General features: G+C 75.0%; 25 protein-coding genes. 9 read left to right on the top strand and 16 right to left on the bottom strand.

From position 1 onward, the window contains the following. The coding region (locus KVT14_RS11710) for a serine/threonine-protein kinase (RefSeq protein WP_217615820.1) at nucleotides 1-867 on the bottom strand (867 nt) is incomplete at its 3' end. 165 nt (nucleotides 868-1,032) lie between these two features. Here KVT14_RS11710 and KVT14_RS11705 point away from each other — a divergent pair. The 5 genes from KVT14_RS11705 (at nucleotide 1,033) to KVT14_RS11685 (ending at nucleotide 7,586) form a co-directional block, all read left to right on the top strand. Beyond that, nucleotides 1,033-2,466, top strand: coding sequence for a trehalose-6-phosphate synthase (locus KVT14_RS11705; RefSeq protein WP_217615819.1), 1,434 nt, complete (start codon nucleotides 1,033-1,035; stop codon nucleotides 2,464-2,466). An 11-nt stretch (nucleotides 2,467-2,477) separates the two neighbouring features. Beyond that, nucleotides 2,478-3,350, top strand: a complete 873-nt coding sequence (gene otsB / locus KVT14_RS11700) for a trehalose-phosphatase (RefSeq protein WP_308161042.1) — start codon at nucleotides 2,478-2,480, stop codon at nucleotides 3,348-3,350. 9 nt (nucleotides 3,351-3,359) lie between these two features. After that, nucleotides 3,360-4,949, top strand: a complete 1,590-nt coding sequence (locus KVT14_RS23155) for a PQQ-binding-like beta-propeller repeat protein (protein WP_217615818.1) — start codon at nucleotides 3,360-3,362, stop codon at nucleotides 4,947-4,949. Between the two features lie 158 nt (nucleotides 4,950-5,107). Then, nucleotides 5,108-6,232 carry an ABC transporter ATP-binding protein gene (locus KVT14_RS11690; protein WP_147795481.1) on the top strand — a complete coding sequence of 375 codons (1,125 nt, stop codon included), beginning with the start codon at nucleotides 5,108-5,110 and terminating at the stop codon, nucleotides 6,230-6,232. An 82-nt stretch (nucleotides 6,233-6,314) separates the two neighbouring features. Then, nucleotides 6,315-7,586: a DUF4032 domain-containing protein gene (locus tag KVT14_RS11685; RefSeq protein ID WP_217615817.1), complete on the top strand. Its 1,272-nt coding sequence runs from the start codon at nucleotides 6,315-6,317 to the stop codon at nucleotides 7,584-7,586. On the opposite strand, the gene KVT14_RS11680 is transcribed toward KVT14_RS11685, so the two are convergent. From KVT14_RS11680 to KVT14_RS11665, 4 genes are read right to left on the bottom strand one after another with little or no spacing between them, the layout of a single operon-like run. Then, complete coding sequence (locus KVT14_RS11680; protein WP_217615816.1) at nucleotides 7,587-8,072, bottom strand: pyridoxamine 5'-phosphate oxidase family protein; 486 nt, start codon at nucleotides 8,070-8,072, stop codon at nucleotides 7,587-7,589. A 55-nt stretch (nucleotides 8,073-8,127) separates the two neighbouring features. Continuing rightward, complete coding sequence (gene rlmB / locus KVT14_RS11675) at nucleotides 8,128-9,126, bottom strand: 23S rRNA (guanosine(2251)-2'-O)-methyltransferase RlmB (protein WP_217615815.1); 999 nt, start codon at nucleotides 9,124-9,126, stop codon at nucleotides 8,128-8,130. After that, a complete protein-coding gene (gene cysS, locus KVT14_RS11670) occupies nucleotides 9,126-10,565 on the bottom strand; it encodes a cysteine--tRNA ligase (RefSeq protein WP_217615814.1) in 1,440 nt (479 codons plus the stop codon). The genes rlmB and cysS overlap by 1 nt, the downstream gene beginning before the upstream one ends. A gap of 11 nt (nucleotides 10,566-10,576) precedes the next feature. Beyond that, nucleotides 10,577-11,512: a LysR family transcriptional regulator gene (locus KVT14_RS11665; RefSeq protein ID WP_217615813.1), complete on the bottom strand. Its 936-nt coding sequence runs from the start codon at nucleotides 11,510-11,512 to the stop codon at nucleotides 10,577-10,579. 72 nt (nucleotides 11,513-11,584) lie between these two features. Here KVT14_RS11665 and KVT14_RS11660 point away from each other — a divergent pair, with 72 nt between their 5' ends. Beyond that, nucleotides 11,585-12,529 (top strand): EamA family transporter, encoded by a 945-nt coding sequence (locus KVT14_RS11660; RefSeq protein ID WP_217615812.1) that lies wholly within the window; start codon nucleotides 11,585-11,587, stop codon nucleotides 12,527-12,529. 176 nt (nucleotides 12,530-12,705) lie between these two features. Here the strand turns inward: KVT14_RS11660 and ispF are convergent, their stop codons facing one another. From ispF to KVT14_RS11645, 3 genes are read right to left on the bottom strand one after another with little or no spacing between them, the layout of a single operon-like run. Next, nucleotides 12,706-13,197 (bottom strand): 2-C-methyl-D-erythritol 2,4-cyclodiphosphate synthase, encoded by a 492-nt coding sequence (gene ispF, locus KVT14_RS11655; protein ID WP_217615826.1) that lies wholly within the window; start codon nucleotides 13,195-13,197, stop codon nucleotides 12,706-12,708. 53 nt (nucleotides 13,198-13,250) lie between these two features. After that, nucleotides 13,251-13,994, bottom strand: coding sequence for a 2-C-methyl-D-erythritol 4-phosphate cytidylyltransferase (gene ispD / locus KVT14_RS11650; protein ID WP_217615811.1), 744 nt, complete (start codon nucleotides 13,992-13,994; stop codon nucleotides 13,251-13,253). A gap of 39 nt (nucleotides 13,995-14,033) precedes the next feature. Continuing rightward, nucleotides 14,034-14,516 carry a CarD family transcriptional regulator gene (locus tag KVT14_RS11645; RefSeq protein ID WP_147795473.1) on the bottom strand — a complete coding sequence of 161 codons (483 nt, stop codon included), beginning with the start codon at nucleotides 14,514-14,516 and terminating at the stop codon, nucleotides 14,034-14,036. Between the two features lie 368 nt (nucleotides 14,517-14,884). Here KVT14_RS11645 and KVT14_RS11640 point away from each other — a divergent pair, with 368 nt between their 5' ends. After that, entirely contained in the window at nucleotides 14,885-15,502 is a 618-nt protein-coding gene (locus KVT14_RS11640; protein ID WP_217615810.1) for a hypothetical protein, read from the top strand. A gap of 140 nt (nucleotides 15,503-15,642) precedes the next feature. Here KVT14_RS11640 and pstB read toward each other — a convergent pair whose 3' ends face one another. The 6 genes from pstB to KVT14_RS11610 all read right to left on the bottom strand — a co-directional run bounded on the left by pstB (nucleotide 15,643) and on the right by KVT14_RS11610 (nucleotide 21,831). Then, nucleotides 15,643-16,422, bottom strand: coding sequence for a phosphate ABC transporter ATP-binding protein PstB (pstB, locus tag KVT14_RS11635; RefSeq protein ID WP_147795472.1), 780 nt, complete (start codon nucleotides 16,420-16,422; stop codon nucleotides 15,643-15,645). A 46-nt stretch (nucleotides 16,423-16,468) separates the two neighbouring features. Next, nucleotides 16,469-17,431 carry a phosphate ABC transporter permease PstA gene (pstA, locus tag KVT14_RS11630; RefSeq protein ID WP_217615809.1) on the bottom strand — a complete coding sequence of 321 codons (963 nt, stop codon included), beginning with the start codon at nucleotides 17,429-17,431 and terminating at the stop codon, nucleotides 16,469-16,471. A 1-nt stretch (nucleotide 17,432) separates the two neighbouring features. Then, nucleotides 17,433-18,374 (bottom strand): phosphate ABC transporter permease subunit PstC, encoded by a 942-nt coding sequence (gene pstC / locus KVT14_RS11625; protein ID WP_254630805.1) that lies wholly within the window; start codon nucleotides 18,372-18,374, stop codon nucleotides 17,433-17,435. Nucleotides 18,375-18,579: 205 nt separating this feature from the next. Next, nucleotides 18,580-19,698 carry a phosphate ABC transporter substrate-binding protein PstS gene (pstS, locus tag KVT14_RS11620; RefSeq protein WP_217615807.1) on the bottom strand — a complete coding sequence of 373 codons (1,119 nt, stop codon included), beginning with the start codon at nucleotides 19,696-19,698 and terminating at the stop codon, nucleotides 18,580-18,582. Nucleotides 19,699-19,862: 164 nt separating this feature from the next. Continuing rightward, the gene (locus KVT14_RS11615; RefSeq protein ID WP_217615806.1) at nucleotides 19,863-20,582 is read right to left on the bottom strand and encodes a response regulator transcription factor; all 720 of its coding nucleotides are present in this window, start codon (nucleotides 20,580-20,582) and stop codon (nucleotides 19,863-19,865) included. Nucleotides 20,583-20,586: 4 nt separating this feature from the next. Continuing rightward, entirely contained in the window at nucleotides 20,587-21,831 is a 1,245-nt protein-coding gene (locus KVT14_RS11610) for a cell wall metabolism sensor histidine kinase WalK (protein WP_217615805.1), read from the bottom strand. 208 nt (nucleotides 21,832-22,039) lie between these two features. Between KVT14_RS11610 and phoU the strand changes: the two genes are divergently transcribed. Further along, nucleotides 22,040-22,702: a phosphate signaling complex protein PhoU gene (gene phoU / locus KVT14_RS11605; protein WP_217615804.1), complete on the top strand. Its 663-nt coding sequence runs from the start codon at nucleotides 22,040-22,042 to the stop codon at nucleotides 22,700-22,702. 176 nt (nucleotides 22,703-22,878) lie between these two features. On the opposite strand, the gene KVT14_RS11600 is transcribed toward phoU, so the two are convergent. Continuing rightward, nucleotides 22,879-23,619, bottom strand: a complete 741-nt coding sequence (locus KVT14_RS11600) for a phosphoglyceromutase (protein WP_217615803.1) — start codon at nucleotides 23,617-23,619, stop codon at nucleotides 22,879-22,881. A gap of 89 nt (nucleotides 23,620-23,708) precedes the next feature. Here KVT14_RS11600 and KVT14_RS11595 point away from each other — a divergent pair, with 89 nt between their 5' ends. Beyond that, a complete protein-coding gene (locus tag KVT14_RS11595; protein ID WP_217615802.1) occupies nucleotides 23,709-24,149 on the top strand; it encodes a nitroreductase family deazaflavin-dependent oxidoreductase in 441 nt (146 codons plus the stop codon). 4 nt (nucleotides 24,150-24,153) lie between these two features. Here the strand turns inward: KVT14_RS11595 and mshA are convergent, their stop codons facing one another. After that, nucleotides 24,154-25,389, bottom strand: a complete 1,236-nt coding sequence (mshA, locus tag KVT14_RS11590; RefSeq protein WP_254630802.1) for a D-inositol-3-phosphate glycosyltransferase — start codon at nucleotides 25,387-25,389, stop codon at nucleotides 24,154-24,156. Between the last annotated feature and the right edge of the window lie 68 nt (nucleotides 25,390-25,457).

Genomic DNA, 25,457 nt, shown 5'->3' with positions numbered 1-25,457 from the left:
GCCGCCCCGCGGTCCCGCCGCGAGCGCCGCGGCCGCCGCGTCCGCGTCGTTGGCCTCCCCGCGCCGCGCGGCCTCGGCCAGCGCCGCCACCACCTCGTCGGGCTCGGCCCGGTCGGCGGGGTCCGCGGCCAGCGCGTCCCACAGCGCCCCGGCGGTCACCGGCCCCAGGCCCGCCAGGTCCGCGTCGCCGCTGCGCGTCCGGACCAGCACCGCCTCCAGCGGCCGGGTGCCGAACGGCGCGCGGCCGGTCGCGGCGTACGCCAGCAGCGCCGCCCAGCCCCACCAGTCCGTGGCGGGCGTCGGCTCCGCCCCGTCCACGAGCTCGGGCGCGAGGTAGCCGGGGGTGCCGACCACGAAGCCGGTGGAGGTCACCCGGGTCTCGTCGACCGACTGGGCGATGCCGAAGTCGATGAGCACCGGCCCGTCGGCGGTGACGAGCACGTTGCTGGGCTTGAGGTCGCGGTGCACCACGCCGGCCGCGTGCACCGCGCCGAGCGCGTCCCGCAGGCCGTCGGCCAGCCGGTGCAGGGCGGCGGCGTCCAGCGGCCCGCGCTGGCGCACGTGCTCGGCGAGGTCGGCGCCGGGGACCAGCTCGGTGACGAGGAACGCCTCGGTCGAGTCGGCCTCCGCGTCCAGGACGGCGGCGACGCCGGGGTGCCGGAGCCGCTGCAGGGCGAGCACCTCGCGGCGCAGCCGCTCGCGCGAGGACGGGTCGGCGCCGATGTGCGGGTGCAGCAGCTTGAGCGCCACCGGGGTGCCGCCGCCGTCGACCGCGCGGTACACCGTGCCCATGCCGCCGGAGCCGAGCGGCGCGAGGATGGTGTACCCGCCGATCTCGGCGCCCGGCGACAGCCCGATGCGCTCCATGCGGGCACGGTAGCCGCCGCTCGGGCGGGGGTCGTGGTGCCGCGCGGCGGGACCCGTGAAGGCACCCGGACGCGCGGTCGGGGCCACGGCCGGACCTGGGCCGTCCCCGGGCGGTCGGTGCTCGGTCACGTTAAGGTCGAGCCGACACCAAGGAGATGGACTTCAGTGGATTCTGCTGGTTATGACCTGGTCGTCGTCGCGAACCGCCTCCCGGTCGACGTGACCGTGGGCGCGGACGGCGCGCCGAGCTGGACCCGCTCCCCGGGCGGCCTCGTGACCGCCCTCGAGCCCGTCGTGCAGCAGTCCGACGGCGCGTGGGTCGGCTGGGGCGGCTCGGCCGACCTCGAGCTCGAGCCGTTCGACGCCGACGACATGCGGCTCGTCCCCGTGAAGCTGACCGAGGACGACCTCCGCTTCTACTACGAGGGCTTCTCCAACGACACGCTGTGGCCGCTGTACCACGACGTGATCCAGCCCCCGACGTTCCACCGGCAGTGGTGGGACGCCTACCAGCGGGTCAACCGCCGGTTCGCGGACGCGGCGGCGGCGCAGGCCGCGCCCGGCGCGACGGTGTGGGTGCACGACTACCAGCTGCAGCTGGTGCCGAAGTTCCTGCGCGAGCTGCGCCCGGACGTCCGGATCGGCTACTTCCACCACATCCCGTTCCCCCCGCTGGAGATCTTCGCCCAGCTGCCGTGGCGGCTCCAGGTCGTCGAGGGCCTGCTCGGTGCGGACCTCATCGGTTTCCAGCGCGGCGGCGACGCGGCCAACTTCGTCCGGGTGGTCCGCCGGCTCACCGACCGCACCACGCGCGGCCAGATGATCACGCTGACCGACGCCGACGGCCGGGTCGAGCGGCACGTGCGCGCCGCGGCGTTCCCCATCTCCATCGACTCCAAGGCGTTCGACCGGCTCGCCCGCACCCCCGAGGTGCAGCAGCGCGCCAAGGAGATCCGCGCCGAGCTCGGCGACCCGGAGGTGCTGCTGCTCGGCGTCGACCGGCTCGACTACACCAAGGGCATCCGGCACCGGATCAAGGCGTTCGAGGAGCTGCTCGAGGACGGCCGGATGACCGTGCCGGAGTCGACGCTGGTGCAGGTCGCCTCGCCCAGCCGGGAGAACGTCGGCGCCTACCAGCAGCTCCGCGAGGAGGTCGAGGCGCAGGTCGGCCGGATCAACGGCGAGCACGGCGAGCTCGGCCACGCGGCCGTGCACTACATGCACCACTCCTACCCCATGGAGGAGATGGCGGCCCTGTACCTGGCGGCCGACGTCATGCTGGTCACCGCGCTGCGCGACGGCATGAACCTGGTCGCGAAGGAGTACATCGCCGCGCGGTCCGACGACCGGGGCGCCCTGGTGCTCAGCGAGTTCACCGGCGCGGCCGACGAGCTCGGCGGCGCGGCCATCCTGGTCAACCCGCACGACATCGCCGGCCTGAAGAACGCGATCCAGCACGCCGCGAACATCGACCCGCGCGAGGCCCGCAAGCGGATGCGCCGCCTGCGCCGCCGGGTGCTGGAGAACGACGTCGCGCACTGGTCGGAGTCGTTCCTGTCGGTGCTGACCGCCGTCCCGGTGCGCGAGCGCCACGTCTGAGGAGCCCCGCAGTGCCCGCAGCACCCACCCCGCCCGCCGAGCCCGCCGGCACCGACGACCTCCGCGCCGCGCTCCGCGCGCTGGTGGCCGACCCCGCCCGGCGCCCGCTGCTCGTCGCGCTCGACTTCGACGGCACGCTCGCGCCGCTGCAGGACGACCCCGAGGCGTCGCGGCTGCTGCCGGAGGCCGTGGCCGCGCTGCGCGAGCTCGCGGGACACCCGGACGCGGTGCGCCTCGCGCTGGTCTCCGGCCGCCCCGCCGCCGACCTGCACCGGCTGGCGGAGGTCCCGGCCGGCACGGTGCTGATCGGCAGCCACGGCGCCGAGCGGGCCCGGGTCGGCCAGCACGGCCTGGACCGCGACGTCCTCACGCTGACCGACGACCAGTCCGACCGGCTGACCCGGCTCGGCGGCGAGATGCAGGCGGTCGCGCGCGGCCGGGACGGCGTCTGGGTCGAGACGAAGCCCGCCGCGGTCGTCGTGCACACCCGCATGGCGGACCCCGGGACCGGCGACGCCGCGGAGCGGGAGGCGCTCGGCGTTGGCCAGCGCCTCGGGTCCGTGACGCTGCACGGCAAGAAGGTCGTCGAGGTGTCCGTGCTGGACGCCGACAAGGGCGCCGCGCTGGTGGCGCTCCGGGACGAGCTCCGGGCCGGGTCGGTGCTGTCCGCCGGGGACGACGTCACCGACGAGCACGCCTTCGAGGCGCTCGGGCCCGACGACCTCACCGTCAAGGTCGGCGACGGCCCCACCGCCGCCCGGTACCGCGTGCCCGACCCCGAGGCGCTGTCCGCGCTGCTGGCGGGGCTGGCGGCGGACCTCGCGTCCCGGGCCGCCGGTGCCGGCGGGGCCGATCCCGCGCGCGGAGCGCCCCCCGGGGCGTAGGTTCCGGTCGTGGGGCGACGACGCGAGCCGATGCAGGACGTCGAGCTGGTCGACGTCGGCACCGACCTGCCGCTCGCCCCCGAGGCCGAGGACCCCGAGGCGGAGGCCGCGCGCGCCCGCCGGGTCGCCCGGCGCCGGCGCGCGCTGCGCCGGTGGTGGCCGGTCCCGGTCGTCGCCGCGCTCGCGCTCGTCGGCACGCAGGCGCTGCTCGACGCCCGCGAGGACGGCCGGGTCGCCGCCCGGCAGGAGGTCGCCGGGGTGCTGCGGACCGTCGCGCCCGGCCTGCCCGCCGCGCACCGGTACAGCCAGGAGACGGCGTCGGTCGTGCTCTCCGGCATCCCGGTGGACGACCTGCGGATCGGCGTCGCGTCGCCGCCGTGGGACGCCGCCCGCGAGCTGGTCGCGCTCGACCGCGACGGCACCCAGGTCTGGTCGACGTCGCTGGAGGACGGCGGCCGGGCGGAGCCCGACGTCGGCATGGAGTACCCCACCTGCGTGCCCGACGCCGAGCCGGTGGCGACCGTCCGCTGCCTGGTCCTCGACCGCGGTGCGGCCGACGCCGCCGACGACTCCGGGAGCTGGGCGCCGGCCGCGCCGAGCGCGGCCCGCCTCGTGGCGCTCGACGCCGCGACCGGCGAGCTGCGCGCCACCCGCCAGGTCGCGCCGATGTCCGGCTGGGGCGGCGCCGACGGCCTCCAGGTGCTCGCGTCGATCGCCGACGGCACCCTGCGGGTGTCCGCGTGGGACACGGCGGCGGACCGGGGCGCACCCGACGACGGCGGCGCGGCCCCGCTGTGGCGCACCGACGTCCCGCTCACCGACCCGGAGGCCGCCGCGCGGCTCTTCTACCCGCCGGGCGTGTCCGTCGCCCCGGGGCGGGTCCTGGTGCAGGGCGAGCTCGGCTCCTGGGCGTTCGACGCCGACGACGGGCGGCTGCAGGCGTCCGGGGCCGACTACCTGTCCGTGTCCCGCACGGGGCACCTGCTGGCCAGCGGCGGCACCGGTGCGCGGCTGCTCGACGACGACGGGGAGCCCCCGACCGACCTGCCCGGCCAGCCGCTCTGGCTGTCGGTGGACGACGGCTCGGTGCCCGGGGTGGAGCTGGTGGCCTCGTCGACCTCGGAGGGCCGGGTCCTGGTGGGCGTCGACGCCGAGTCCGGCGCCGAGCTGTGGACGTCGCCGCACCCCCGCTGGTCGGACCCCGCCGCGGTGCTGCTCGAGGGCACGCTGTACGGCGCGGACACGGACGGGCTGTGGGCGCTCGACGTGGCGACCGGCCGCGAGGTCTGGCGCACGGTCGTCGAGGTGTCCGGCGACGGCGCGTCGGTGATGACCGACGGCCGGTACGTCCTGGTCCTGGCGCGGCCGGACGCGCTCGCGGGGCTGGGGGTCGCGGTCGGGGACGCGCCGACGGCGTCCGGGCGGGCCGACGAGGGGGGCGGGACCGACCCGGGCTCCCCGCGCGCGCTCGCGGCGTTCGCGCTGTCCTCCGGCGCCCCGGCGTGGGCGACGCGGCTGCCCGCCGACGTGCAGGGCGTGTGGCCGTACGGCGGCGACCTGCTCGGCTACGGCGCCTCGGACGTCGTCGTCCTGAACTGACCGCGCGAGTTCACCCGCAGGTCAGCCTGGTGTGGTTGGATGTCCGTGGACCGAGGGGGGTCACCCGACCTCCCTCGACCCGTGTCAGCGAAGACACTCTGACACTCTTCACGACGGATCGTCCGGCACGTACCTGCCGGTGAAGGGATCGATGAACCATGGCTACGGTCACGTTCGACAAGGCCACCCGGGTGTACCCGGGCACGGAGCGTCCCGCGGTGGACGCCCTCGACCTGCACATCGAGGACGGCGAGTTCCTCGTCCTCGTCGGCCCCTCGGGCTGCGGCAAGTCGACCTCCCTCCGCATGCTCGCGGGCCTGGAGGACGTCAACGCGGGTCGCATCCTCATCGGCGACCGCGACGTCACCGACGTCCAGCCGAAGGACCGGGACATCGCGATGGTGTTCCAGAACTACGCGCTGTACCCGCACATGACGGTCGCCGACAACATGGGCTTCGCGCTCAAGATCGCCGGCACCCCGAAGGCGGAGATCCGCACCCGCGTCGAGGAGGCCGCCAAGATCCTCGACCTGACCCAGTACCTCGACCGCAAGCCGAAGGCCCTCTCGGGTGGCCAGCGGCAGCGCGTCGCGATGGGTCGCGCCATCGTCCGCCAGCCGCGCGTGTTCCTCATGGACGAGCCGCTGTCGAACCTGGACGCGAAGCTCCGCGTGCAGACCCGCACCCAGATCGCGTCGCTCCAGCGCCGCCTGGGCGTCACCACGGTCTACGTCACGCACGACCAGACCGAGGCGCTGACCATGGGCGACCGCATCGCGGTCCTCAAGGACGGCCTCCTGCAGCAGGTCGGCACCCCGCGCGACATGTACGACACCCCGGCCAACGTGTTCGTCGCCGGCTTCATCGGCTCCCCGGCCATGAACATCGGCACGTTCCCGATCACCGACGGCGTCGCGAAGGTCGGCTCGGCCGGCATCGCCGTGCCGCGCGACGTGCTCGGCACGCTGGCGTCGGACGACAACAACTCCATCACCATCGGGTTCCGCCCGGAGGCGCTGGACGTCGTCCCCCAGGGCACCCCGGACTCGATCCCGGTGTCGGTCAACATCGTCGAGGAGCTCGGCTCCGACGCGTTCGTGTACGGCTCGCTCGTCGGCGAGGCCGGCGCGGCGGACGTCCACTCCGGCGCCGGCGACGCGCAGGTCATCGTGCGCGTCGACCCGCGGCAGGTCCCGGCCAAGGGCGAGACCATCCACGTCCGCATCCGCACCGGCGAGCAGCACCTGTTCCACGCCGGCTCGGGCGAGCGCATCGCGCACTGACGCACCACATCTCCACGCCGTAGGGGCGGGGCCGGCACGCACCGGCCCCGCCCCTTCGTCGTCCGGATGGGAGAATCGACCCATGACCCCTCGCACGCGCCTGCAGATCACCGCGGCCGCGCCGGACCCGGCCCTGCTCGACCTGCCCTGGGACGTGCCGCTCGCCGACTGGCCGGCGGAGCGCCTCGCCGCCCTCCCCCGCGGCATCTCCCGGCACACCGTGCGGTTCGCGCGGCTGTCCGGCCGGGTCGTCGCGATCAAGGAGATCGGCGAGACCGTCGCGTACCGGGAGTACGAGCTGCTGCGCCAGCTCGGCCGCCTGGACGTGCCGAGCGTCGAGCCGGTGGGCGTCATCACCGGGCGGACGTCGCCCGACGGCGAGCCGCTCGAGGCCGTGCTCATCACGCAGCACCTGCGGTTCTCGCTGCCGTACCGCGCGCTGTTCAGCCAGGCGCTGCGCCCCGACACCGCGACCCGGCTCATCGACGCCCTCGCGGTGCTGCTGGTCCGGCTGCACCTCGTCGGCTTCTACTGGGGCGACGTGTCGCTGTCGAACACGCTGTTCCGCCGGGACGCCGAGACGTTCGCGGCCTACCTCGTCGACGCCGAGACCGGCGACCTGCACGACGAGCTCACCCCGGGTCAGCGCGCGTACGACCTCGAGGTCGCGCGGGTCAACATCATCGGCGAGCTCATGGACCTGCAGGCCGGCGAGTTCCTGGACGAGGACGTCGACGCCGTCGCGATCGGCGACGCCCTGGCCGAGCGCTACGAGGAGCTGTGGTCCGCGCTGACCAGCTCCGAGTCGTTCGGGCTGAACGAGCGCTGGCGGGTGCAGGCCCGGATCGAGCGGCTCAACGACCTGGGCTTCGACGTCGGCGAGCTCGACATCACCACCGACATCGACGGCACCACGGTCCGCATCCAGCCGAAGGTCGTCGACGCCGGGCACCACTCGCGCCGGCTCATGCGGCTCACCGGGCTCGACGTGCAGGAGAACCAGGCGCGCCGGCTGCTCAACGACCTCGACCAGTACGTGGCCGCGATGGACCGGCAGAACGACGACGAGACGTTCGTCGCGCACGACTGGCTGACCGACGTGTTCGAGCCCGCCGTCCGCGCCGTGCCGCGCGACCTGCGGCCCAAGCTCGAGCCCGCGCAGCTCTACCACGAGCTGCTCGACCACCGGTGGTTCCTGTCGGAGGCGCAGAAGCGCGACGTCCCGATGCGCGAGGCCGTGAGGTCCTACACGCAGGACATCCTGCCGAACCGCCCGGACGAGGAGTCGATCCTGGGCGTCTCGGCGGCGGACCTGCGCGAGGACACGGACGTCATCCCGGTCGTCCGGGACTGACTAGAGCTCGACGCGCTCGTTCTCGCCCTCGAGGCGCTCGCCCTTCGCCTTCGCCTTCACGAAGCTGAGCAGCGTCGCGACCCGGCCGCCGGGGGCGTCCCAGTACTCGGCGGACTCGGCGCGCACGCGCAGCAGCACGGCCTGCGGCGAGTCCGGGCCGTCGGGCAGCCACGCCTCGACGCCGGCGCTCCACAGCTCGCGCTTCTTCGCGACGTCCTCGACCGGCTCGGCGACGCCCGCGACCGACACCCAGGTCGCGCCCGACCCGACGGTCACGTTGACCCGCGGGTCGGCGGCGACGTGCGCGAGCTTGCGGGAGCCGCGCTCGGCGAAGAACCACAGGTCCCCGTCGAACTCGACCTCCTGCAGCGCCATCGGGCGCGCGATCAGGGTGCCGTCGGGGGCGACGGTGGTGAGCACGCCGAGGCGCGCGTCCTTCAGCATCCCGGCGACGGTGCGGACGGGATCGGTGGTGTCGTGGCTCATGCGACCACTGTCCGCCCGCCCCGGGGTGACCGCACCCCGGGGACGGCCGGGCGGGTCAGGAGGCGCGGGTGCGGGCGACCTCGTAGAGGGCGATGCCCGCGGCGACGCCGGCGTTGAGGCTCTCGACCTCGCTCGCGATCGGGATGGACGCGATCGCGTCGCAGTGCTCGCGCACCAGGCGGGACAGGCCCTTGCCCTCCGAGCCGACGACCAGGACCAGCGGGTCGGCCGAGTACGGCAGGTCCGCCACCGCGACGTCGCCGCCGCCGTCCAGGCCGACGATGAAGCAGCCGGCCTCATGCAGCCGCTCGAGCGCCCGGACCAGGTTGGTCGCGCGCGCGACCGGCACGCGGGCGGCGGCGCCCGCGGACACCTTCCACGCCGACGCGGTGACGCCGGCGGACCGGCGCTCGGGCACCAGCACGCCGTGCGCGCCGAACGCCCCGGCGGACCGCAGCACGGCGCCGAGGTTGCGGGGGTCGGTCACGCCGTCGAGCGCGACGATCAGCGGCGCGCGGTCGCTCGCGGCGGCGACGTCCAGCAGGTCCTCGACGTCCCCGTAGTCGTACGGCGGCACCTGGATCGCGACGCCCTGGTGCACCGAGCCGTCGGTGAGCCGGTCGAGCTCGGGCTTGGTGACCTCGAGCAGCGGGTAGCCGGCCTCGGTCGCGGTGCGCAGGATCTCGCGGGTGCGGTCGTCGGCCTCGAGCCGGGTCGCGATGTAGACCGCGGACACCGGGATGCCGGCGCGCAGCGCCTCGACCACGGAGTTCCGCCCGGCGACGACCTCGGTCGCGCCCGCGCCCCGCGCCTTGCCCGCGGCGGCACCGCCGCGACCGGCCGGGCGGCTGCCCGAGCCGCGGGTGCCCGCGACCGCGCGGCGCTCGGCCGCGGCCTTCTTCTTGGCCGCCGGGTGGTACGACCGGTCCTCGGCCTTGGGGGTCGGGCCCTTGCCCTCGAGCCCGCGGCGGCGCTGGCCGCCCGAGCCGACGGAGGCGCCCTTCTTGGAGCCCGGCTTGCGTGTGGCGCCGCGGCGCTGGGAGTTCCCGGCCATCAGTCCTCGTCCTCGGTGGTCTGGCGCGCGGCGAGTGACCAGCGCGCGCCGGTGGCGTTGTCCTCGACGGCCACGCCCGCGGCCGTCAGGCGGTCGCGGATCGCGTCCGCGGTGGCCCAGTCGCGGGCCGCACGGGCCGCGGCGCGGGCGTCGAGCTCGGCGCGCACCAGGGCGTCGAGCGCCTCGGCGTGCCGGTCGTCGGCCGCGGCCGTGCCCCACTGCTCGCCGGCCGGGTCCAGGCCCAGCACGTCGAGCATGGCGCGCACGGCCACGAGGCCCGCGCGCACGGCGGCGTCGTCCCCGGCGGCCAGGGCGGTGTTGCCCGCGCGCAGGTGCTCGTGCACGACGGCCAGCGCCGCCGGCACGTTCAGGTCGTCGTCCAGCGCGGCGCCGAAGCCCTCGGGCAGCTCCGCCGTCGCCAGCTCGGCGGCCTCGACCGCGCCCACCCGCTCGGTGGCGCGCTGCACGAAGCCGGCGAGCCGGTCCCAGGTGGCCTCGGACTCGGCGAGCGTGTCCGGGGTCCACTCGAGCATCGACCGGTACTGCACCGCGGTCAGCGCGTACCGGACGACGGCCGGGCGCACCGTCTCCAGCAGCGTGCTGACCAGCAGGCCGTTGCCGAGCGACTTGCTCATCTTCGCGCCGGCCTGGGTGACCCAGCCGTTGTGCAGCCAGTACCGGGCGAACCCGTAGCCCGCGGCGCGGGACTGCGCCTGCTCGTTCTCGTGGTGCGGGAACCGCAGGTCCAGGCCGCCGCCGTGGATGTCGAAGGTGTCGCCCAGGTAGCGCTGCGCCATGGCGGAGCACTCCAGGTGCCAGCCCGGCCGGCCCCGGCCGAACGGGGTCTCCCACGAGGCCGTCTCCGGCTCCCCCGGCTTGGCGGCCTTCCAGAGCGCGAAGTCGTGCGGGTCGCGCTTGTCGTCGCCCGTGCCGTCGGGCGCCGGGGCCATGTCGTCGAGCCGCTGGCTGGTGAGCGAGCCGTAGTCGGCGTACGAGCGCACGTCGAAGTAGACGTCGCCCTCGGCCGCCACGTAGGCGTGGCCCGTGTCGACCAGGCGCTGCATCAGGGACACCATGGCGGGCACGTGGCCGGTGGCGCGGGGCTCGTAGGTGGGCGGCAGCACGCCGAGCGCGTCGTAGGCGGCGGTGAACGCGCGCTCGTTCTGCATCGCCCACGCCCACCACGCGACGCCGGCCTCGGCCGACTTCGCGAGGATCTTGTCGTCGATGTCGGTGACGTTCCGGACGAGGGTCACGTCGTGCCCGGTGCGGCGGAGCCAGCGGACCAGGACGTCGAACGCGACGGCGGACCGGACGTGGCCCACGTGCGGGGGCGCCTGGACCGTCGCGCCGCACAGGTAGATGCCGACCGCGCCCGGGGTCACGGGGACGAAGTCGCGCACCTCGCGGGTGGCGGTGTCGAACAGGCGCAGGCTCACGAGGGTCAAGGCTACCGGTCGGGGCGCTCCGGGCCGGTGGCGACCGGCCCCCGGTCGTCGGCGAACCGGGCCGCCTCGGCGCGCAGCGCGTCCAGCACCCGCCGCACGACCCGGCGCGCACGGCGGTCGGGGCGCACGAGGGCGTCCACCCGGCGCCCCGCGCGGACGCCGGCGAGCGGCACCAGCACCGCGCCGCGGCGCCCCGCGGTGTGCCGCGGCAGCAGGCTCACCCCGTGCCCCGCGGCGACGAGCGCCTCGACGACGCCGAAGTCGTTGAACCGCTGCACGATCCGCAGCGGCCGCCCCGCCACCGCGCCGACGGCGTCCAGCACGCCTGCGACCGGGAAGCCGGCACGCACCGCGATCCACGGCTCGTCGGCGAGGTCGGCCGGGGTGACGGTCGCGCGGTCGGCGAGCCGGTGGCCGGGCGGCAGCGCGACGTCGAGCGGCTCGCGCAGCAGCGGGACGACGTCGACGCCCGCCGGCCAGTCGGCGCCCGCGTCCGGGCGGTGGGCCACCACCAGGTCGAAGTCGGCGGCCAGCGCGGGGAACTCGTCCTGGGCGACGTCCTCGTCCCCGAGCTCGACCCGCACCCCGTCCATCGCGGCGACCCGGCGGAGCAGGCCCGGCAGCAGCAGCTCGGCGCCCGACTGGAACGCGGCGACCCGGACCAGGCCGTGCGGGGCGGACCGGAACGCGTCGACGGCCGCCTCCGCGCGCTCGAGCGCGACCGCCACGTCCGCCGCGGCGTCGGCGAGCGCGTGCCCGGCGCCGGTGAGCCGGACGCCGCGGCCGGAGCGCTGGACCACCTCGGCGCCGGCGTCCCGGGCGAGCGCCCGCAGCTGCTGGGACACCGCGGACGGGGTCAGGTGCAGCGCCGCGGCGGCCGCGGTCACCCCGCCGCGGTCCCGGACCGCCCGGAGCGTCGCGAGGTGGCGGGTGTCCATGCAGTAACGCTACAGGGACGGTGCGCGATCTTTCGATGGTGCTGAACGGTGGGCGCGGGCGAGGATCGGCGCATGCCACCCCGGGACCGCCTGCTCGCCCTCACCGTCGCCGTGCTCTGGGGGCTGAACTTCCCGGCGATCCACCTGTCGCTCGAGCAGTTCCCGCCGTTCTTCCTGGTGGCCCTCCGGTTCGCGCTGCTCGCCGTGCCGACGCTGCTGCTCGTGCCGCGTCCGCGGGTCCCGGTGCGCTGGCTGCTCGGGTACGGCATCGGGTTCGGGGTGCTGCAGTTCGCGTTCCTCTACCTCGCGATGGACACCGGCATGCCGACCGGGCTGGCGTCCCTGGTGCTGCAGGCGTCCGCCCCGTTCACCGTGCTGCTCGGCGCGGCCTGGCTGCGGGAGCGGATCACCGCGCGGCAGGCGGTCGGCGTGGCGGTCGCGATCTGCGGGCTGGGCGGGATCGCGGCGCTGCGCGCCGGGGCGGGGGCGTCCGCGGGGCTGCTGCCGGTCGTGCTGACGCTGTGCGGCGGGCTCGGCTGGGCGTTCGGCAACGCGTCCAGCCGGCAGGCCCACCCGGACAGCCCGCTGCGGTTCATGCTGTGGATGTCGGTCGTGCCGCCGCTGCCGATGCTGGCGCTGTCGCTCGTGCGCGAGGGGCCTGCGGCGATCGGCCGCTCGCTCACGACCCTCGGCACCGCGACCGGGGCCTGGGCGCTGGCGGGGCTGGCGTTCACGGTCCTCGTGGCGACCGTCGTCGGGTCGGGGATCTGGACCGCCCTGCTGGCGCGGCACCCGTCGGGCGTGGTGGCGCCGTTCTCGATGCTGGTCCCGGTGGTGGGCATCGCCGCGTCCTGGGCCTTCCTGGGCGAGCGCCCGTCCGCGCCGGAGCTGGCCCTGGGCGCGGTCGTGGTGGCGGGCGTCCTGATCGCCACCCGCCCCGCACCGCCCAGCCCCGCACTGCTCACGCCCGCCGTCGCTCTCCCGCCCACCCCCACGCGAGCGTCCATCCCGAGATGACAACTCTCGGCTGTCCCGCGGCACCCGCGCACAGCCGAGAGTTGCCATCTCGACAGGCTGGGGTCGTCGAGTCTCCAGGTGCGGACTGTCGATCCTCGTCGCGGCACAGGCGCGCGATGGAGACTCGGCGCGCGACCCGGCGCGCGGAGGGGCGCGCGGCGCGGCGCGCGGGAGCGCTAGGCGCGCGGGGCGATCAGGGCCGTCGCGATCGCGGCGATGCCCTCGCCGCGGCCCGTGAGGCCGAGGGCGTCCGTGGTCGTCGCGGAGACCGAGACCGGGGCGCCGGCCGCGGCCGTGAGCGCGGCCTCCGCCTCGGCGCGGCGCGGGGACAGGCGGGGGCGGTTGCCGATCACCTGGACCGCGACGTTCCCGACCGCGAACCCCGCCTCCCGCACCAGCCGCGCGGCCTCGGCCAGCAGCGTCGTCCCCGAGGCCCCGGCCCACTCCGGGCGGGACGTGCCGAACACCGACCCCAGGTCGCCGATCCCGGCGGCCGAGAGCAGCGCGTCGGCCGCGGCGTGCGCGGCGACGTCGGCGTCCGAGTGGCCGGCCAGGGGCGCCTCGCCCGGCCAGGCGAGGCCCGCGAGGTGCAGGACCGCGCCGGGCGCGGGCTCGGGGTCGTTCGCGTGCACGTCGACGCCGACGCCCGTGCGTGGCAGGCCCGGCACGCCGGCCCCCGCGCCCTCGGGCACCCCGCCCGCCGGCCCCGCGGCCTCGCCCGTCACGCCCGCGCCCCGTCGCGCACCGCGGCGTCCCGGGCCAGCAGCTCCGCCACCGCCAGGTCCCGCGTCGTCGTGATCTTCATGGCCTGCTCCTCCCCGGGCACGACCCACACCCGCTCACCCAGCGCCTCGACGAGCGAGGCGTCGTCGGTCGCGGCGGTCGCCTCGGACGCGGCCCGGTCGGCCCCGGCGGCGTGCGCCGCGTCGAGGAGCGCCCGGTCGAACCCCTGCGGCGTCTGCACGGCGCGCATGGTGGCCCGCGGGACGGTCGCGACCACGGGGGCGCCGCCGTCGACGGGCTCGCCGACCTGCTTGATCGTGTCGGCGACCGGGAGCCCGGGCACGACGGCGCGGTGCCCGGCGCGCACGGCGGCCTCGACGGACCGGATCAGCGCGGGCGACGCGAGGGCGCGCGCGGCGTCGTGCACGAGGACGACGTCGACGTCGTCGGCGAGCGCGGCGAGCCCGGCGGCGACGGACGCCTGCCGCGACCCCGCGCCCTCGACGACGGTCACCGGCACGCCGATGCCCGGGCGCACGGGACCGCCGAGCAGAGCCCGGAAGCCCCCGGCCCGGCCGGGCGGGACGGTGACGACCACGGACAGCACGACGCCCGACGCAGCGAGGCGTCGGGCGGCGTGCACGACCAGCGGGACCCCGGCGAGCTCGACGAGCGCCTTCGGTCCCGGCAGGCCGAGCCGCGTGCCGCTGCCGGCGGCGGTCAGGATCGCCGCGGTGGGCATGCGAGCGCGGTCGGCCGGTGTCGGAGGGTCAGCGCGCCGTCAGGACGCGAGCACCTCGTCGAGGATGGCCTCGGCCTTCTCCTCCTCGGTGTGCTCGGCCAGCGCGAGCTCCGAGACGAGGATCTGCCGGGCCTTGGCGAGCATGCGCTTCTCGCCCGCGGACAGGCCGCGGTCGGCGTCCCGGCGCGAGAGGTCGCGGACGACCTCGGCGACCTTGATCACGTCGCCGGAGGCGAGCTTCTCGAGGTTGGCCTTGTAGCGGCGCGACCAGTTGGTCGGCTCCTCGGTGTAGGGGGCGCGCAGCACGTCGAACACGCGCTCCAGGCCCTCGGCCCCGACGACGTCCCGCACACCCACGAGGTCGACGTTCTCCGCCGGCACCTCGATGGTCAGGTCACCCTGGGCGACCTTCAGCTTGAGGTAGATCTTGTCCTCGCCGCGGATGGTCCTGGTCTTGATCTCCTCGATCAGCGCTGCACCGTGGTGCGGGTAGACAACCGTCTCCCCAACAGTGAAAGTCATCTGCAGGTGTCCCCTTTCGCGGAAGCCCAGTCTACCACGCGGCAACGGGGGGATTTCGTGGAGATCAGCCGCGTTTGCGCAGGTCAGGGCGTTGCAGGCCACGTCAGAGATTCGACACGCCGCGCGACGTGGTGGCGGGACGCCCGCGGGTGGCTAGTCTCCGACGAGGGCCCCGTGCGACCCCGTCCCCGGCCGCGCACCCCGCTGACCTGCGACGACGCCGTCGATGGGACCGAAGGCCCACGCAGCCGCCGAGAGGCCGTGCGCGGCACCCCCGCGCCCACGTAGGCTCGGCCTCGCACGCCCGCGCGCGTGCCGCAGCCCCCCGCGCACCGCAGCGCCCGCCCCACCGCACCGAGGAGTCCACCGTGGCCCGCAGCCGCACGTCCGCCCGTCCCGTCGTCGTCGGGACCGTCCTGGCCCTCGCGGCGGCCCTGTCCGGCTGCTCGGTGACCAACCAGATCACCACCGAGGTCGCGTACTCGGCGTCGGACGGCGTGCGCGCGACGCTCGGCGACCTGACGGCGGAGAACCTGCTGATCGTCGCGGAGGCGGCCGACGCCCCCGGCGCGCTGCAGGGCGCCCTGACCAACCGCGGCGACGAGGCGCTGACCGTCGAGCTGTCGCTCGAGGGCTCGTCCGAGCGCGTGCGCGTCGAGTCCGGCGCCACCGTGCTGCTGGGCGGCGGCTCCGGCGAGGGCGGCGCGGACGGCGACGAGCGCGAGCGGGTCGTCTTCGACACCGCGGGCGCCCCGGGCTCGACCGTCGAGCTGACGCTGAGCACCGGCGCGGCGGGCGACGAGACCGTCCCGGTCCCCGTCCTCGACGGCACCCTGCCCGAGTACGCGGACCTGGTCCCGGAGGTCGTCGAGGAGACCCCCGAGCCGACCGCGACCCAGACGGCCTCGGCCGAGGACACCACGGAGCCCGGCACCGAGGAGACGACGGCGCCGACCGCCGAGGCGACCGCCGGCACCGAGGGCTGACGTCCCCGCGGGCCCCGTCCCGCCCCCACGCACGGCACAGGCCCCGTCCAGCGCGGACGGGGCCTGCGTCGTACGGCCCGGGCGGTCGGCGCGCGGCTCCCCTCCCGACCCGCGCGCCGGTCGCCGTGCCCCGGAGCGGCTCAGCCGAAGCGGCCGGAGATGTAGTCCTCGGTCGCCTGCTCCTTGGGCGACGAGAACATCGTGGCGGTGTCGTCGATCTCGATGAGCTTGCCGGGCTGGCCGGTGCCGGCGATGTTGAAGAACGCCGTCCGCTCCGAGACGCGGGCCGCCTGCTGCATGTTGTGCGTGACGATGACGATCGTGTACTCGCTCTTGAGCTCGGCGATCAGGTCCTCGATGGCGAGGGTCGAGATCGGGTCGAGCGCCGAGCACGGCTCGTCCATGAGCAGCACCTGGGGCTTCACCGCGATGGCACGGGCGATGCACAGGCGCTGCTGCTGGCCGCCGGACAGGCCGGAGCCCGGGCGGTCGAGGCGGTCCTTGACCTCGTTCCACAGGTTGGCGCCGCGCAGCGAGGCCTCGACGAGGTCGTTCGCGTCGCCCTTCGAGATCCGGCGGTTGTTCAGCCGGACGCCGGCGAGCACGTTCTCCGCGATCGACATCGTCGGGAACGGGTTCGGGCGCTGGAACACCATGCCGACCTGGCGGCGCACGGCCACCGGGTCGATCTCGTCGCCGTAGAGGTCCACGCCCTCGACCGCGACGGTGCCCTCGACGCGCGCGCCGGGGATGACCTCGTGCATGCGGTTGAGCGTGCGGAGGAACGTCGACTTCCCGCAGCCGGACGGGCCGATGAACGCGGTCACCGAGCGGGGCTCGATGGTCATGTTCACGTCCTCGACGGCCTTGAAGGCGCCGTAGTAGATGTTCAGGTCCTTGACGTCGATGCGCTGAGCCATCTCGGTCGTCTCCTTGGGTTCTGAAAGGGGAGGTGGGGGCGGTCGGTCAGCGGATCTTCGGGGCGAAGAGCCGGGTCACCAGGCGCCCGATGAGGTTCAGCACCATGACGATGAGGAAGAGCGTGAGGGCGGCGGCCCAGGCGCGCTGCAGGTTGATGTCCGGGATGCAGCTCGCGTCGCCGTCCGAGCACGGGACCAGGCCCTGAGCGTACTGCCGGTACACGTAGACGGGCAGGGTCATCATGCGGCCCTCGAACAGGTTGAAGTTGATCGAGTCGACCACGCCGACGGTGAGCAGCAGCGGGGCCGTCTCGCCGATGACGCGGGCGATCGCCAGCATCACGCCGGTGGTGAGGCCGGCGACCGAGGTGCGCAGGACGACCTTGATGATGGTCAGCCAGCGCGGCACCCCGAGGGCGAGGGAGGCCTCGCGGAGCTCGTTCGGGACGAGCCGCAGCATCTCCTCGCTGGACCGGATGACCACCGGGATCATCAGCACGGACAGGGCGACGGAGCCGATCGCGCCGAACTTGGCGCCCGGGCCGAGGATCAGCGCGAACAGCGCGTAGGCGAACAGGCCGGCGACGATCGACGGGATGCCCGTCATGACGTCGACCAGGAACGTGACGACCCGCGCGAGCGCGCGGCCGTTGCCGTACTCGACCAGGTAGATCGCGGTGAGCAGGCCGATCGGTACCGAGATCAGCGCGGCGAACAGCGTGATCTCGAGCGTGCCGACGATGGCGTGGTAGATGCCGCCCGCGTCCATGCCGCCGAACACGCCGCGCATGGAGTTGAGCAGGAAGTACGAGTCCAGCCGGCCGATGCCGCGGGACACCACGGTCCAGGTCAGCGACAGCAGCGGGATCATCGCGAGCACGAACGCGGCGATGATCAGCACGCGCATCGTGACGTCGGTGCGCCGCCGGCCGCGGTCCGTGGCCTGGAGCGCCTCGCGCAGCGACGCGCCCGCCGGGGTCGGCGTCGTGGGGGTCGGGGTGGTCGTCATGTCAGTTCGCCCCCGAGAAGTCCTTGCGCCGCGCGACGATCGCGCGGGCGGCCATGTTCACGGCCAGGGTGATGATGAACAGGGCGAGACCGGTCGCGATCAGCGTCGCGACGCCGGTCTGGTTGGCCTCGGGGAACTGCGCGGCGATGTTCGCGGCGATCGTCTGCTGCTGACCGGCGGCGAGCAGCTGGAACGAGTAGAGGAAGCCGGGCGACAGGATCATCAGCACGGCCATCGTCTCGCCGAGCGCGCGGCCCAGGCCGAGCATGGCGGCCGACACGATGCCGGAGCGGGCGAACGGCAGCACGGCCATCCGCACGACCTCCCACTGCGTCGCGCCGAGGGCCAGCGCGGCCTCCTCGTGCAGACGCGGGGTCTGCAGGAACACCTCACGGCAGATGGCGGTGATGATCGGCAGGATCATCACCGCGAGCACGACGGCCACGGTCATCATCACGCGGCCGGTCGGCGAGACCACGCCGCCGAAGAACGGGATCCAGCCGAGGTACGTCCCGAGGAACTCCCACACCGGCTGCACGACCGGGCTGAGCACCAGGCCGCCCCACAGGCCGTAGACGACCGACGGGATGGCCGCGAGCAGGTCGACCACGTACCCGAGCGCGCTCGCGAGCCGCCGCGGCGCGTAGTGCGAGGTGAACAGCGCGATGCCGATGGCGATCGGCGTCGCCAGCAGCAGCGACACCGCGGCCGCGAGGAGCGTGCCGAAGATCAGCGGGCCGACGAAGCCCAGCAGGCTGGTGTCCTCGGGGAACCAGCTGACCGCGTCCGACAGCTCGGACGAGTCCGCGGTGAGGGCCGGCCACGCGCGCTGGACCAGGAACACGGCCACGGCGGCGAGGATCACGAGGATCAGGACGCCGGCCCCGGTGGCGAGCCAGCGGAAGGCGAGGCTGCCGCCGCGGTCGCCGTGGCCCGAGCGCAGCCTGCGGGCCGTCGTGCCGGGCTTCACCGGCTCGGTGGGCCCCGCGGTGCGGGGCTGGGTGCTGGTCACACGGTCTCCAGGGGGAGGGGGAGGAGAGAGGTCGTGCCTCGCGCCGACGGCCGGCCCACCGCGAGGTGGACCGGCCGGGGTCCGGGCGGGAGGGGCGGCCGACGGGTCACGACGACCGCCCCTCCCCCCGGGGTGATCAGGACGCCAGGGTGATCGCGTCGATCGACGCCTGGACGTCGGTGCGCAGGTCGTCCGAGATCGGCGCGGAGCCCGCGGCCGACTCGGAGGCCGCCTGGCCCTCGGCGGAGGCGACGTAGGTCGCGAACGCCTTGACCAGGTCGACGTCGTCCTGCGAGTCGTAGGACTGGCAGACGACCAGGTACGAGGCGAGGATCAGCGGGTAGGCCCCGGCCTCGGTCGTGGTGCGGTCGATGTCGATGACGATGTCGCCCTCTTCGCGCGAGTCGTCGCGCGGGGAGACGTCGAGGGCGGCCGCGGCGGCCTCCTCCGACGGGGCGACGAACTCGTCGCCGACCTGGATCGAGACCTTGCCGAGCGAGCCGGCCTTCGAGGCGTCCGCGTAGCCGATGGTGCCCTGGCCGCCCTGGACGGTCTGGATCAGGCCGGAGGTGCCCTGGCCGGACTCGCCGCCCTCGACCGCCCAGTCGCCGGAGGCCTCGGCCGTCCACGCGCCGTTGCCGGCCTTCGCCAGGTAGTCGGTGAAGTTCTTCGTGGTGCCCGACTCGTCCGAGCGGTGCACGGTGGTGATCGCCAGGTCCGGCAGCGTCGCGTCCGGGTTCGCCTCGGCGATGGCCGGGTCGTTCCAGTTCGTGATCGTGTTGTTGAAGATGTTCGCGATCGTCTCGGCCGAGAGGTTCAGCTCGGTGACGCCCTCGAGGTTGAAGACGACGGCGATCGGGGAGATGTAGACCGGCAGGTCCACCGCGTTCGCGCCGAAGCAGCGCTCCTGCGCCTGGGCCAGCTCGTCCTCGTCGAGCGCGGAGTCGGTGCCCGCGAACTTCACGGAGCCGTCGAGGAACGCGGTGCGGCCACCGCCGGAGCCGACCGGGTCGTACGAGACGGTGACGTCGGGGTTCGCGTTCTGGAACCCGGCGCGCCAGGCCTCCATCGCGGACTCCTGCGACGAGGCGCCCGAGCCGGCGAGCTCACCCGAGAGGGAGCTGGTCGAGCCGGTGTCGGAACCGCCGGAGGTCTCGGCGGCGCCCGTCGGGTTGTCCGAACCACATGCCGTGAGGGAGAGGGCGACGACGCCGGCGAGGGCGAGGGCACCCGTACGACCGCGGTTGAGCTTCACAGTGTTGTCCGTCCTGTCGTGACGCGGCGCGCACCCGTCTGTGCGCGACCTGGCGCCGACGCTAGGGAGCGCAGGTGACCAGGCTCCCGTAGCCGGGTGAACGGACGGTGAACGAGCGGACAACCCTGGCGAGGACCCGCGTGGCGCGCGTCACGCCCGGCAGGTCAGGCCGGCTCGTCGTCCAGCAGCTTGTAGCCGAGGCCGCGCACGGTGACCAGGTGCGTGGGGTTGCCGGGGTCCGGCTCGATCTTGGCCCGCACCCGCTTCACGTGCACGTCGAGGGTCTTGGTGTCGCCGACGTAGTCGGTCCCCCACACCCGGTCGATGAGCTGGCCGCGGGTGAGCACCCGGCCCGCGTTCCGCAGCAGCAGCTCGAGCAGCTCGAACTCCTTCAGGGGGAACGCCACGGGCTGGTCGTCGACCGTGACGGTGTGCCGCTCGACGTCCATCCGGACCCGGCCGGCGGCGAGCACGCCGTCGTCCTCGACCTCGTCGTCGGCGCCCGCCCCGCCCGCGGCCGGCGCCTGGCGGCGGCGCAGCACCGCGCGCACGCGCGCCAGCAGCTCGCGGGACGAGTAGGGCTTGGTCACGTAGTCGTCGGCCCCGAGCTCCAGGCCGACGACCTTGTCGATCTCGCCGTCCTTCGCCGTCAGCATGATGACCGGGACGTCGGAGCGCTGCCGGATCCGGCGGCAGACCTCGGTGCCGGACATCCCGGGGAGCATGAGGTCGAGCAGCACCAGGTCCGCGCCCTCGGACTCGAACGCCTCGACGGCCTCGGTCCCGGTCGCGGCGGTCGTGACCTGGAACCCCTCGCGGCCGAGCAGGTACGCCAGCGGGTCGCGGTAGGACTCCTCGTCCTCGACGAGCAGGATGCGGGTCACGGGGTCAGGCCTCCGGTGCGGTGTCGGGGTGGGCGGCGTCGGCGCGCGGGGCGTCCGGGCCGGGTCGGTCGGGGACGACGAGGGGCTGCGGGCGGTCGTCCGCGGTCGGGGTCGGCGGCTGGCCGGCGGCGACCGGGAGCCGCAGGGTGAACGTGGAGCCGCGGCCGGGCTGCGACCACACCTGCACGTCGCCGCCGTGGTCGGCCGCGACGTGCTTGACGATCGACAGGCCGAGGCCGGTGCCGCCGGTCTCGCGGCTGCGGGCCGGGTCGACGCGGTAGAACCGCTCGAACACCCGGTCCTGCTCCTCGGGCGAGATGCCGACGCCCTGGTCGACGACCGCGATCTCCACCAGGCCGTCGCGGCTGCGGACGCCGACGCCGACGGTGGTGCCGGCCGGCGAGTAGCGCACCGCGTTGTCCAGCAGGTTGCGCACGGCCTGGACCAGCATCGTGGGGTCGCCGAACACCCGGGTGCCGCGCTCGCCGCCGACCTGGAAGCCCATGTCCTTCGCGGCGGCGCCGGTCCGCGCGCGGTCGACCGACTCCGCGACGACGGCGTCGACGTCCACCACCGCGATGTCCTTCAGCGCGCCGGCCACCTGCAGCCGGGACAGCTCGAGGATCTCGTGCACCAGCTCGGAGAGCCGGTGCGCCTCGCCGACCATCCGGCCCGCGAACCGGCGGACGGCCTCGGGGTCGTCCGCGGCGTCCTGCACCGTCTCGGCGAGGAGCGACAGCGCGCCGACCGGGGTCTTCAGCTCGTGGGACACGTTGACGACGAAGTCACGGCGGATCGCCTCCAGGCGCCGGGCCTGGGTGTTGTCCTCGGCCAGCACCAGCAGCAGGCCGGGCGCGACCTGGGCGACGCGGACCTGGAGCATCACGGTGCCCGGCCCCAGGGGGCCGCGCGGCAGCTCCAGCTCCTCGTCCCGGATCAGGCCCGTGCGGCGGACGTCGGCGATCAGCTCGCGCACCGCGGCGTGCACGACCATGCCGTCCCGGACGACGCCGAGCGCGAACGCCGGGGGGCTGGCCCGGACGACCCGGTCGTCGTCGTCGAGCACGACCGCCGCCGAGCGCAGCACCGCGAGCGTCCGCACCACGCCGTCGTCGACCTCCGGCTCCGGGCGCGGCGGCGCGCTGCGCTGCGCGCGCTCGCTGAACCGGAACGCCAGCGTCGCCCCGATGCCGGTGAGCAGACCCAGCACGCCGACCAGCAGCGCGCCGAGACCGTTGAGACCCTCCACGGCGCCAGCGTACGGTCGCCGTGGCCGTGCCACGGACCGGCACGGCCACGCCGCCGGGCGGACGGGCGGAGTGTTCATCTCCGTTCACCGCGCGGCGGCCTGCCGTTCACCGGCGCGTTCACCCAGGCGTGCGAGCGTGGGTGGCCGGGACCAGACTGGTGCACCCACGCACGCCCGCGCGCGACCTGCGCGCGAACGAGAGGAAGCCATGCGGGAGATCTTCGAGGCCGAGCTCAAGCAGCTCGGGGACGACCTGGTGGCGATGAGCCGCCGGGTCGAGCACGCGATCGGGGCCGCCGGCGAGGCGCTGCTCCACCAGGACCTGGCCCTCGCGGAGTCGGTGATCGCGGACGACCTCGCCATCGACGCGCTCGAGCGCGACCTCGACGAGCGCTGCGTCCTGCTGCTCGCCCAGCAGCAGCCCGTCGCCACCGACCTGCGCGTGGTGGTGTCGGCGCTGCGGATGAGCGCGACGCTCGAGCGGATGGGCGACCTGGCCCGGCACGTGGCCCAGGTGGCCCGCGGCCGGTACCCGAACGCCGCGATCGACCCGGCGCTGAGCGGGGTGTTCACCGAGATGAACGAGGCCGCGCGCCGCGTCGCGCAGCGCACCACCCACGTGCTGAGCTCGCACGACCTCACCGAGGCCGAGGGCATCGAGCGCGACGACGACCTGCTCGACTCGCTGCACGAGGAGACCTTCCGCGTGCTGCTGAGCCCGACCTGGACCGGCACCGCGCAGCAGACGGTCGACGTCACGCTGCTCGGCCGGTACTACGAGCGGTTCGGCGACCACGCGGTCTCGGTCGCGCGCCGCATCGTCTACCTGGTCACCGGCGAGTTCGCGGGCGACGGCAGCGGCATCCGCTGACCCGCCCGCGGACGGCCGTCCGCGCACGAGGCCCGTCTCCCCCGCCGCACGGGGGGACGGGCCTCGTCGCGTCCGGGGGGGCGCCGCGCCTGGACGACGAGGGCCGGGGACGACGAAGGGGCCCGGGCCGACGTGGTGTCGGCCCGGGCCCCTTCGCGCGTGCGTCGTGCTGCCGGTCAGCGGCCCTGGTTCGCGACCGCGGCGATGGCCTCGGCGGCCGCGTCGGGGTCGAGGTACGTGCCGCCGGGGTTCGTCGGCTTCAGGGTGTCCTCGTCCAGGTGGTAGACGAGCGGGATGCCGGTCGGGATGTTGATCCCGGCGATCGTCGCGTCGTCCACGTCGTCGAGGTACTTGACGATCGCGCGGATCGAGTTGCCGTGCGCGGCCACCAGGGTGGTCTTCCCCGCCTTGAGGTCGGGCACGATCTGCTCGTCCCAGTACGGCAGGGCGCGGTCGAGCACCTGCTTGAGCGCCTCGGCGCGCGGGATCGGCTCACCGGCGTAGCGCGGGTCGCTGTCCTGCGAGAACTCCGAGCCGAGCTCGATGTCCGGCGGCGGGACGTCGTAGGAGCGGCGCCAGAGCATGAACTGCTCCTCGCCGTACTCCTGCAGCGTCTGCTTCTTGTCCTTGCCCTGCAGCGCGCCGTAGTGGCGCTCGTTCAGGCGCCACGAGCGCTTGACCGGGATCCACAGGCGGTCCGCGGCGTCGAGCGCGTAGTTCGCGGTCGTGATGGCGCGGCGCAGCAGCGACGTGTGCACGACGTCCGGCAGCACGCCGGCGTCGGTGAGCAGCGTCCCGCCGCGCTTGGCCTCCGCGACGCCCTTCTCGGACAGCGCGACGTCGACCCAGCCGGTGAACAGGTTCTTCGCGTTCCATTCGCTCTCGCCGTGGCGGAGCAGAACGAGGGTGTAGGTCATGGGTCCCATCCTGCCGCACGCGGCGCCCGGGCGTCGGGGGACGTTCGGCCCGCGGAACACGGGGCCCGTCGCCGGGCGTTGCAGCGGGTATGCCGATCACCGGGGAGTACCAGCCCAGCACCGACCAGCGCTCGCGCGACCAGGTGGAGCTCATCGAGAGCTCCGGCGGGACGCGGGGCACCACGATGCGCGGGATGCCCGTCGTCGTCGTGACGATGCTCGGCGCGAGGTCCGGCAAGGTCCGCAAGATCCCCGTGATGCGCGTCGAGCACGACGGCGCGTACGCCGTGGTCGCGTCGCTCGGCGGCGCCCCGAAGCACCCCGTCTGGTACCACAACCTGCTGGCGCACCCGCTGGTCGAGCTGCAGGACGGGCCCGCGAAGGCCGACTACACCGTCCGCGAGGTCTCCGGCGCGGAGCGTGAGCTGTGGTGGGCGCGGGCGGTCGAGGCGTACCCCGACTACGCGGACTACCAGACCCGCACGTCGCGGGTGATCCCGGTCCTGGTCCTGGAGCCGGTCGCCGGCTGAGGAATCAGACCGCGAGGCGCGCGCGGCGCTCGGCGGCCAGGGCGTAGACCTTGAGCACCTGCTCGGCGGTCGCGTCCCAGCCGTACTGCTCGGCCACCCGCCGGGCGCCCGCCCGCCAGGTGGTGCGCGACGCCGGGTCCGCGAGCGCCGTCGCGAGCGCGTCCGCCCACACGACGGGGTCGTGCCCGCGGACCTGCCGCCCGGACACGCCGTCCTGCACGACGGACCGCAGCCCGCCGACCGCGGACGCGACGACGGGCGTGCCCGCGGCCTGCGCCTCGACGGCCACCAGGCCGAACGACTCGCTGCGCGACGGCACGGCCACGAGGTCGGCCGCGGCGAACCACCGCGCGAGGTCCGCGCGCGCGACGGGCGGGTGGAACCGCACGTCGTCCGCCACCCCGGACGCGGCGGCGAGCGCCTGCAGCTCGGTCAGCGCCGTCGCCCGGCCGCTCGGCCCGCCGAGGACGACCAGCAGCGGGACCGGCCGGCCCGTCGCCCGGAGCACGCCCAGCGCCCGCACCAGCACGTCGGGCGCCTTGAGCGGCTGCACCCGGCCCGCGAACACGATGACGTCCCGGTCGAGGGGCAGCCCGAGGTCCCGGCGCAGGGCGGCGCGGTCGGCGCGCGGCCGGAACGTGCTCAGGTCGACGCCCGGCGCGACGACGTGCACCCGCTCGGGGTCGGCGTCGTACATGCCGACGAGGTCCTGGCCCTCCTCGGCGGTGCTCGCGACCAGCGCGTCGGCGGCGGCGACCACCTGCTCCTCGCCGATCACCCGGGTCGCCGGCTCGGGGCTGTCGCCCGGCGCGAGCGCGGCGTTCTTGACCCGGGCCATGGTGTGCATGGTGTGCACCAGCGGCACGTCCCAGCGCTCCGCCGCGAGCCAGCCGACCTGGCCGGACAGCCAGTAGTGGCTGTGCAGCACGTCGTACCAGCCGGCGGGCCGGGTCGCGCCCACCCGGAGCACCCCCGCGGTCACCGCGCACAGCTGGCCGGGCAGGTCGTTCTTGTCCAGCCCCTCGTACGGGCCGGCCGGCACGTGGTGCACGAGCACCCGGTCGTCGTGCTCGTCGAGGTGCACCGACTCCGGCAGCGCCGAGGAGGTGGCGCGCGTGAAGATCTCGACCGCGGCGCCGCGGCGGGCCAGCGCCCGGGCCAGCTCGGCGATGTAGACGTTCATCCCGCCGGCGTCGCCCGTGCCCGGCTGGTCCCGGGGCGAGGTGTGCACGGACAGCATGGCGATGCGCTGCGGCTCGTGCGGCACGACGGGGCTCCGGGAGGGGGACGGTGACAGGCGGACTCCCC

This window comes from Cellulomonas sp. GbtcB1, assembly GCF_019091725.1.
In the GTDB taxonomy this organism is placed as follows: Bacteria; Actinomycetota; Actinomycetes; order Actinomycetales; family Cellulomonadaceae; genus Cellulomonas.
Note: the sequence above shows the minus strand (reverse complement) of the source record. Positions and strands in the feature narration are given on the sequence as shown.